Raw genomic sequence first — 7,335 nt, forward strand, 5'->3', positions numbered from 1 at the left:
TAGGAGAAAAGCTTCTGCCCGGACTCCGTGGAGGAAACCAGGCACTGCTGTGCTGTCTGCTTCTGCATATCTTGCATGTAACTACAATTTCAGTTTAGTCATTTTATGAGTACAGCACGGTCTACTCCCCTCCTTGGTTAAGGAGGGGCCGGGGGTGGTTCGATCTAAATAATAACTTCCATATTTTCCAGTGATTCGCAGGTTCTGCAGTGTCCAGCACACACAAGTGGATATTTTCGGCAAAATCATTTACCGGCATCTTAAGTGAGTGCTGGATTTCAGATCGCCCGGGCGAGAAGTTTTCAAAGTCTCAGCTCCTTACTGGTCCATCTTGTAGGCCAGGACTATGGTTCTTTGCTGCTGCATTCCGGTTATGCCCGGATGTGTATTTACACAGACCACAAGTTCCTTATTGCCGTCGCCATCCATATCGTAGAGACCGAAGTCCTCGATGCTGGCCTGGATACGCCGGGTGTTCCAGTGTATGTTCAGGCCTACGTCGTCCCAGAACAAGGCATGTATCTCGCCTTCGGGGAAATTACGGTAGCGCTGGAAAACGCTGGCCAGGCGGCCTGAAAAGTGCTTGTGGGCCAGCAGCTGATACTCATCCTGCCCCTCCAGCCTGGTGGTCACGAGCCTTGTGGGGATATAGTAGTAACTCACTTCTCTTTCGCTGGGGGAAGTCTGCCCCATGCCGGGCATGGTATCGTCTATCTCCAGGCCCAGTCCTGATCCGGCATATTCTTCACTGGTGGTATAACGGCGGCGGTCGTCCGAGGAATACACTTCCAGGCGGTCATTTTCGGCCACCACCACAAGGTGATCGTCATTTCTTGGAAGAAAGGCGAAATTGAAAATATTGGCCCTGTCCGGCAGGGATATTCCCGGGCCCAGTTCAGGTTCGCCGTCTGTAAATATGACCTCCTGGACGGCTCCAGGCCGGAAGAGCCTTGATCCACTGGCTATGCGCTGCCCCACCAGGGTCTGCTCATAGTTTGGAGGAGTTTTGGTCACGTTCATGAAAAAGCCGATTCTTCTATGAAGTTCCTTAAACTCGTTGTCCTCGAATCCCAGGATATATGATCTGGCCCGCTTGTCCTGCACGGCTGAGACGATGATTTCTTTTTTTCCGTCGCGATTGGTGTCCAGGACATTGATGTTCAGATTCTGATAAGTGCCGGGGGCCTCGTAGGTGCTCAGATGGTCAAGTCTTTCTTCATGCATGCGGTAGGCGTGTACCCTGCGGTCGGCCAGGATGAAGATGTTCTGCTCGCCGTCGCCATGTGTATCTCCCACGGCGATGCCCACGCTGGAAAAGGGCAGGGTCTGGCTGCGCCACCTGCCGGCAGCCTGGGGGTCGTCTCTGAATTCAAAATGGGGGCTTACGTATGCCTCGTCCTGGGGAGGGGCCTCGGCCACCGGGGCCACCGGTTCCAGATCATCTGGTTCGGCCCGGGCTTCTGCATCGTCCACAACCATGGCTGTCAAATCCTGGGCCAGGTCCTCCAGGTCCGGGATAAGCTGGCCCAGGGAGCTTTCCCTGTCCAGTCTGTGACGTTCCATGTCTGCGTCCAGGACATATATTTCCAGGTTGCAGCTGTCATTCACGATAGTGGCTGACCCGTAAACCAGGAAGTCGACTCCAAGGGCGGTGAGCAGTTCCCGGGCCTCTTCTTCTGAGGCCGGGGGGGCCTCGACTTGCTGGTTGACTTCACCCGGGGGTATGGGAGAAGTTTCCCCGGTGCGGGTCAGCCTGGAGCTGAGCATGGATTGAATGCCCTGCTTCAGGTAGGCGTATTCCTGCGGACCGTGGATCTCAATGGGCATTACTGCATACTTTTTGGGCTCCTGCCCGGACCAGGCCTGGGCGCTGAAGACCAGCAGAAAAGACAATAAAACTAAGATTTTTTTAATCATTTATGGGTTCCTCCACATATGGGGCTTGTGCTTGGACAACCTCGTTATTGTTCAAAACCGGGGGCTTGTTTGTCAATATGAAAGTAAATAATATCAAATAACAGAGATAATGCAAGTGTACCAGAAAACAGGCTATAAGCGCTTTTTCCGCTGGGTGTGCCGGGGTGCTGAACAGGAAAAATGCCACGACTTATTAAGTAGCGAGGGCTTTGACTTCGCCCCTGTCCCGGAGGTTCCCGGGGCCTGGGTGGAAGAAAACGGTCCCTTTGGCCTGGGGGCAAGCCTGGCCGGGTATTTCGGTTTTTTATATATCCAGGATCTTTCCTCCATGCTTCCGCCCATTCTTCTGGCACCGGGCCCTGGTCAAGCTGTACTGGACATGTGCGCTGCTCCGGGAGGGAAAAGCGTTCAGCTTGCAGAGATGACAGGAGAGGGCGGCCTGGTCATTGCCAATGAACCATCCAGGGACAGGCTGGGTACTTTACGGGCCAACCTGGAAAGACTGAATGCGGCCAACGTGGTCACCACGAATTATGCAGGCCAGGCTTTTCCTCAAGGACCTGTCTTTGACTGCATCCTGGTGGATGCCCCGTGCAGCGGATGGGGTACTGTGGGCAAAAACCCCGCAGTGACCAGGGTATGGAAAAAAGAAAACCTGCATACCCTGATAGAAGTGCAGAGAAAGCTCCTGGAGAAGGCTTACAAAATGCTTGCCCCCGGCGGGAGGCTGGTTTACTCCACGTGTACCACCAATGAAGAGGAAAACCAAAACCAGGTGCACTGGATTCTTAAGCGCACCAGCCTGGCAGGGTCCCCGCGGGCGCAGCATATGCAGAGTGAACTGGGTCTGCCCGGTCTGGAGAGCACAGCCCCTGGCATGCTGGTCATGAAAGGAGACGAGTCTGGTTCACAGAGTTTTTTCATGGCTGCCCTGGAAAAGCCCGGAAAAAGGGCCTGGACTCAAGAAAATGACAAAGTCAACGCCCCTTCATCCTGGCATAAGTTGATGCCTGAAGGTTTTGATTTGCCTGAACCACTTGAAAAAATAGGCCTGTACGGGTTTTCAGGCAAAGTTTTTTTTGTGCCGGATAAGGCCTTGCCTTATGTGCATCAGGGGCTCAGGATCAAGGGAATGTTTGCAGGAAGTCTCAAAAAAAACAGCTTCGTTCCAAATCCCAGAATGCGCATTTTCTTAAAAGGAAGCAGCACCATGGGGTACCAGGTACGGGATGTGCAGGAGGTCAGGGCCCTGGTGTCCGGACAGAGCAGGTTTTTTGATGCATCCACCCGGAACGGGCTGGTGGAATTCTACTGGCAGGGCCTGCCTCTGGGGTGGCTCAAGCATAAAAAGTCCAGAGTTTTCTGGTCGGATAAGTAGTTGCCGCTAAATAATAAAACTGTTTGAAACCAGGATATAAAGAGGGAACCATGGACGATTTTTTCAATGTGCTGCAGGTGGAAGAGCTGACACGGATACTACAGCAAATGCCCTCCCTGGGCACGCAAGAGCTTGGCCTGGAAAACTGCCGGGGCAGGTTTCTGGCCCGGGACTTACATGCCCCCGGGGACCTGCCGGCGACAAACAGGTGTTCCATGGACGGCTATGCAGTAAGGGCCGGGGATACCTTCGGGGCCGGGGAAAGCAATCCCGCCTATCTGGAAAAGGTTAAAGACCTGGGAATCTGTGATATACCGGACTTCAGCATTGATCAGGGAGGCTGTGCAGGCGTGGTCACAGGCGGAATACTGCCCCAGGGGGCTGACGCCGTGGTTATGCAGGAATATACAGAGGAACTGGGGGCGGGCACGGTGGAAGTAAGAAGGCCGGTGGCCCCCTGGGAAAATGTCATGTTCAGGGGGGAGGACGTGGCTGGAGGCGACGTGGCCGTTTCTGCCGGGCAGAGGGCCGGGTTCAGGCAGACAGCCATGATGGCCGCCCTGGGAGTGGACAAATGGGCTTTTTTCAAGACCCCCAGGGTGGGAATTATTTCCACCGGGGACGAACTGGTGGATATATCCAGCCCGTTGCAAGCCGGATATATCCGGGATGTAAACAGTTACGCTCTGGCGCACCTGGTTCGGGGGTGCGGTGGTGAGGCCACAGTTTACGGGATAACCAGGGACCGGGAAGAGGACTTGAACAAAGTTCTCGTGAGGGCCCTTGAAAAAAACGATGTGCTGCTGGTCTCGGGCGGGAGTTCAGTGGGACAGCGCGACTTTACCCTGAAAGCCATGCAGGGCATCCAAGGGCTTGAGGTCCTGGCCCATGGCCTGGCCATCAGCCCGGGCAAACCCACCATTTTTGCCCGCAGAGATGATAAATACATATGGGGACTGCCCGGACAGGTGGGTTCGGCGCAGGTGGTCATGCTGGTGCTGGTAATGCCTTTTTTAAACCACCTGCAAGGCGCTGTGGATGCTTTTTCAGAAGACGCAAAAGGCCTGGTAAGGGCCAGGCTTTCGCGTAACCTGGCTTCCAGTTATGGACGTAAAGACTATGTGCGGGTCAGGCTTCAAGAGGAGGAACAGGGCCTGACAGCAACCCCTGTACTGGGCAAATCAGGGCTGCTTAAGACTGTATTTCAGGCGGACGGTCTTATCTGGATTCCTTCAAACTGCGAGGGCCTGGCCAGGGGTGAAGAGGTCAGGGTAATGACTTTGCCCTGAGCCTCTGAGGTCAGAGGTCAGTGATCAGATGTCAGAGGTCAGGAGTCAGGAGTCAGGAGACAGCGGAGGTCAGAAGTCGCTCAAGTCGCTCAAGCGCTAAGGGGACTGTCCCCGGGTTCACGATGAATGGTTACGCGTGCACGGTAGTGACCTCACCCCGCCTTTATTTCTGACTTTACCGGGGCCAGAAGCGGAGTTTTAATAGGTTCCCTGTCTATCAGGTCCACGCGCATACCGGTAAAAGCCCCAAATACCGGGGGCCAGAGCATCCGGTTCAGTGTCTTGAATACATGTCTGTCCCGCCACAGTATCCTGGTGCCCAGGAGTACCGAGCGGGCGTAGGTTTTTTTATTGCCCAGATTTTCCTGCACCAGGGACCTGACTTCCCTGTATGAGTGCCACCTGGCCCGCACCAGCAGCTTGTCCCTTCTCCACAGCCGCAGCAGCTTGTGGCTTATATGGTAGAGGGAATTCTTATTCAGAAAGCAGATCAAAAGACCCTTGCGGGCTACCCTTCCGGCCTCGGCCAGCACCTGCCCCTGATCTCTGCAGAACTCAAGCAGGGTGATCATGGCGGCGAAATCGAACTCGTTGTCGTCAAAGGGCAGGCTCTCGGCGCTGCCCAGATGCAGATCCGCCCTGCAGCCGAGCTTGTCCCGGGCCTTTCTAAGCATGTCCGGGGAAGAATCTATTCCATAGATGTCAAAGCCGTATTCCCAGAACATGTCCAGGAAAATTCCAGTTCCGCAGCCGATTTCCAGAAGGCTCTGCCTACGCCTGGGCCAGCCCGACACCAGGTGCTGAATGAGCCTTCTTTCCTGTTCTAAGGCGAAACGCCCCTCGGGAGTAGTGAACCAGCGGTCATAATTGTCTGCTTTTTCTGGGTTGAACATGGACTAAGTCCTGAAGGAAGCCCCGGTAGAGGCGGATCCGGCCATGCGGGCATACCTGCGCAGAAGCGGGGAATCTACTTCTTTTTCCAGGGGTTTCAGGCTCTGTCTTCTTTTTTCCAGTTCCTGGTCGGACACATTAAGGTTCAAGGATCCCTTGTAGATGTCTATACTGATCTCGTCACCCTCCATGACCAGGGCAATGGGGCCGCCCTCTGCGGCTTCCGGGGAGACATGGCCTATGGCCGCCCCCCTGGTGCCGCCGCTGAAACGTCCGTCAGTGATCAGAGAAACGTGTTTGTCAAGCCCCATCCCTGCTATGGCTGAGGTGGGGGTCAGCATTTCGCGCATTCCGGGGCCGCCCTTGGGACCTTCATTTCTTATGATGACAATGTCCCCCTGCCTGATTTGTCCATCAAGAATGGCCTGCACAGCATCCTCCTCGCCTTCAAACACCCTGGCCGGACCGGTCTGGACCATCATTTCCGCAGTGACCGCGGACTGCTTGACCACGGCACCATGAGGGGCGAGATTGCCCCGCAGAATGGCTATTCCGCCCCCCGAACTGTAAGGATTGTCCATGGAGCGGATTACCTGAGGATCCAGAACCCGGGCCTGGAGATCCTCCAGGTTCTTTCTCCAGGAGTTGCCGGTTACGGTCATGGAGTTGAGGTCGAAAATGCTTTTGCCGGCAAGCTCAGAGACAACGGCAGGGATGCCCCCGGCGCGGTGCAGGTCCTGCAGGTGGTGCGGACCGGCCGGTGAAAGACGGCAGAGGTTGGGAGTCTTTCTGCTCATGACATCGAAGATGTCCAGGTTCAGTTCCAGCCCGGCCTCGGCAAAGACTGCAGGAAGGTGCAGCACGGTATTGGTGGAGCAGCCAAGGGCCATGTCCACGGCCACGGCATTGGCCACGCTCTTGGGTGTCAGGATGCTTTTGGGGCGCAGGTCGTCCTTTAGAAGCTGCATTACCTTCATTCCGGCTGTCTTGGCCAGCCTGATGCGCTCGCTGTACACAGCGGGAATCGTTCCGTTGCCGGGCAGTCCCAGGCCGATAGCCTCGCACAGACAGTTCATGGAATTGGCGGTGAACATACCTGAACAGGAACCGCACCCGGGACAGGCGTTTTGTTCCAGGCTTTGCAGTTCTTCTTGGTCTATCTGCCCGCTTTTGACCCTGCCCACACCTTCAAAAACTGAAATGAGATCCACGGTCTTTCCCCGGTCTTCTCCGGCCAGCATGGGGCCGCCGCTGACAATTATTGAGGGCAGGTTCATCCTGATCATGGCCATGAGCATCCCTGGAACCGCCTTGTCACAATTGGGGATAAGCACCAGGGCATCAAATGGATGCGCTGAGGCCATGATTTCCACCGAGTCGGCGATGATTTCCCGGCTGGGCAGGCTGAAGCGCATCCCGGCATGGTTCATGGCCAGGCCGTCGCAAACAGCGATGGTGGAAAATTCCATGGGTGTGCCACCACTCATACGGATCCCGTCCTTGACCGCCCGGGATATTCTGTTCAGGTGCTGATGCCCCGGGACGATTTCATTGGCCGAGTTGACCACCCCCACCAGGGGGCGTTCCATCTCCTCCCGGGTAAGGCCCAGTGAATAAAGCAGTGAGCGGTGAGGGGCCTTTTCAATTCCCCTGGTCATTTTGTGGCTGCGCATCTCTCTAACCTCGCTGTTTTATCATTTCTAAAGTTGTCTGGTCTCTTATTGCGTATCTGTTTAGCTCTTTTAAGGAAAGCAGGGGACAGGCACTCCGGGACCCACTTGAGCATCATTTTGTGCTTAAAACATCTCATTTTTTGGGACAAGTGGGTCCCGGAAGAGCCAGTCCCCATGCCACATGCAA

General features: G+C 55.3%; 5 protein-coding genes. 2 read left to right on the plus strand and 3 right to left on the minus strand.

Annotation, left to right across the window (positions count from 1 at the left end; translation table 11 throughout):
- Positions 1–318: 318 nt before the first annotated feature.
- Entirely contained in the window at positions 319–1,917 is a 1,599-nt protein-coding gene (locus tag D5S03_RS08230; RefSeq protein ID WP_287043411.1) for a hypothetical protein, read from the minus strand.
- Between the two features lie 109 nt (positions 1,918–2,026).
- On the opposite strand from D5S03_RS08230, the gene D5S03_RS08235 reads away from it, so the two are divergent.
- Positions 2,027–3,295: an RsmB/NOP family class I SAM-dependent RNA methyltransferase gene (locus D5S03_RS08235; RefSeq protein ID WP_287043413.1), complete on the plus strand. Its 1,269-nt coding sequence runs from the start codon at positions 2,027–2,029 to the stop codon at positions 3,293–3,295.
- Positions 3,296–3,345: 50 nt separating this feature from the next.
- Entirely contained in the window at positions 3,346–4,584 is a 1,239-nt protein-coding gene (locus D5S03_RS08240; protein WP_287043414.1) for a molybdopterin molybdotransferase MoeA, read from the plus strand.
- A 152-nt stretch (positions 4,585–4,736) separates the two neighbouring features.
- Here the strand turns inward: D5S03_RS08240 and D5S03_RS08245 are convergent, their stop codons facing one another.
- On the minus strand, positions 4,737–5,477 hold the full coding sequence (locus D5S03_RS08245; protein ID WP_008871319.1) for a class I SAM-dependent methyltransferase: 741 nt from the start codon (positions 5,475–5,477) through the stop codon (positions 4,737–4,739).
- Between the two features lie 3 nt (positions 5,478–5,480).
- Positions 5,481–7,148, minus strand: coding sequence for a dihydroxy-acid dehydratase (ilvD, locus tag D5S03_RS08250; RefSeq protein WP_008871318.1), 1,668 nt, complete (start codon positions 7,146–7,148; stop codon positions 5,481–5,483).
- Positions 7,149–7,335: the final 187 nt, after the last annotated feature.

The sequence above is a fragment of the Desulfonatronospira sp. MSAO_Bac3 genome (assembly GCF_003838035.1).
GTDB classification, from domain to species: Bacteria; Desulfobacterota; Desulfovibrionia; order Desulfovibrionales; family Desulfonatronovibrionaceae; genus Desulfonatronospira; species Desulfonatronospira thiodismutans.

What these genes read in the sequence shown, in the direction of transcription:
- D5S03_RS08230 (WP_287043411.1), bottom strand. Translation starts at nt 1,917, where the DNA reads ATGATTAAAAAAATCTTAGTTTTATTGTCTTTTCTGCTGGTCTTCAGC.
- D5S03_RS08235 (WP_287043413.1), top strand. Translation starts at nt 2,027, where the DNA reads ATGCAAGTGTACCAGAAAACAGGCTATAAGCGCTTTTTCCGCTGGGTG.
- D5S03_RS08240 (WP_287043414.1), top strand. Translation starts at nt 3,346, where the DNA reads ATGGACGATTTTTTCAATGTGCTGCAGGTGGAAGAGCTGACACGGATA.
- D5S03_RS08245 (WP_008871319.1), bottom strand. Translation starts at nt 5,477, where the DNA reads ATGTTCAACCCAGAAAAAGCAGACAATTATGACCGCTGGTTCACTACT.
- ilvD (WP_008871318.1), bottom strand. Translation starts at nt 7,148, where the DNA reads ATGCGCAGCCACAAAATGACCAGGGGAATTGAAAAGGCCCCTCACCGC.